The sequence below is a fragment of the Mesorhizobium sp. M7A.F.Ca.CA.002.05.1.1 genome (assembly GCF_003998335.1).
Classification (GTDB): Bacteria; Pseudomonadota; Alphaproteobacteria; order Rhizobiales; family Rhizobiaceae; genus Mesorhizobium.
The window spans coordinates 1-1,531 of the sequence record NZ_RZQI01001167.1 but is presented as its reverse complement, the minus strand read 5'-3'; the positions used below and the strand labels follow the sequence as shown (position 1 = coordinate 1,531).

At 60.3% G+C, this 1,531-nt stretch carries 1 protein-coding gene; it reads left to right on the top strand.

What is annotated here, in order from left to right; all coding sequences use genetic code 11:
* Window positions 1-839 precede the first annotated feature (839 nt).
* Window positions 840-1,531: tyrosine-type recombinase/integrase (locus EN939_RS33725; RefSeq protein ID WP_164751491.1), on the top strand; the 692-nt coding region annotated here is incomplete at its 3' end.

Genomic DNA, 1,531 nt, shown 5'->3' with positions numbered 1-1,531 from the left:
GTTCGTTCTCGGCGGTGACAGCAACTGCGTCATCGGGCTGCGCGTTGGCGGCCTGTGTGGCCGTGGACGCGAAGAGCACCGTCTGGGTGATGAGAGCGGAAACTGCGGCAACCTGGACCAGCACGGCGGCGAGGGCGATCTTCTTCAGCATGCGAGAAAACGCTCTTCGATGTTCCCGGTTCCCCACGCATTCAGGTTTTCTGCTCGCTACGGAACAAGAGACCGGCAGGGCGGTTAACTCGGTTATGCCGAGCAAGATCAAAGAGCCACCATCGACGCCCGCACCGGAGAAGGTACCTGTGCAACGCCGGGACAAAGAAGCCCCGCCCGAGCTTGAGCATGTCGACCCGCCACCCCGAGATGTGCGAGAGGCACCGGCACCCAACCGAACGGCGACAAGAGATAAGATCGCCGAGATCGCAGCAAGGCCTTATGCCTGCTCGCGCGAACCTTCCCGATGCCGCGGCGTCATCGAGAGCGCTGGACAGCGGCGCCAGGTCAAGTTGAGAATCAACCTGCTGACCACGATTTTGCAGACATGCCATAGATCAGCCCCTATGGGCGACCTGACCGTCTCAAGGGCTTGAAAAATTTGGCTCCCCGGGCCGGATTCGAACCAGCGACCAACCGGTTAACAGAGGGTTTCCAATGTGATTTTCTGGATCAGCGTGCGACAGCCTGAATTTCTAAAAATTCTTTGAATAACAATAAATTAGTGTTTCATCCCGTCGCGACCTGTCGCAGCCGGTATCGACAAAGCGCGTGGTTTTATGTAGATCATTCTGTAGATCACTTATGGGCCCGGGCAACCGGTTGTAGCAAGATTGGTCGCTGGACAGATGCCGAAACTCGAACTCACCGACAAATTCTGCCAGGCTGCCAAGGCCGGCTCCGGCCGAAAAGCCGACTATTTCGATACGACCGTCAAAGGTCTTGTGCTGCGCGTCTCGGCGGGTGGGCAAAAGACCTGGTTCGCGGTTTACGGGCCGCCCGACAAGCGGCAATGGTTGAAGCTCGGCACCTATCCCGAGACACCGCTCGGCACCGACAAGGGCGCTCGCCAGAAGGCCAAGGACACTCGTGCAAGCGTGCAAGAGGGCGGCGACCCTGTGGCCGCCAAGAAAGCGCACGCCGCCTCGATGACCGTCTCTGATTTGGTCGAGAGCTATCTCACCCGCCGGGCATCATCGCGGCGGTCGGTCGATGAGATCGCGCGCCGGCTGCGCAAGAATGTGTCCGGCTATGACGCTGACGGAAAGAAGGTCGAGAAGGCATCATCTGGGTGCATCGGCGAGGTGAAGCTCGCGGACCTGCATCGTCGCGACATCACTAAGGCGATCGACGCGGTGAAGGACCGGGGCGCGGCCGTCGAGGCAAACCGGGTGTTCGAGGACATTCGCGCCATGATCCGATGGGGGCGCGGTCGTGGCGATCTGGACAACAACTTGACCGAAGGTATGGCTAGGCCGACCGAAACGGTCGAGCGCGACCGCGTGCTGACGGCCGACGAGATCAAGACGATGTGGGCGGC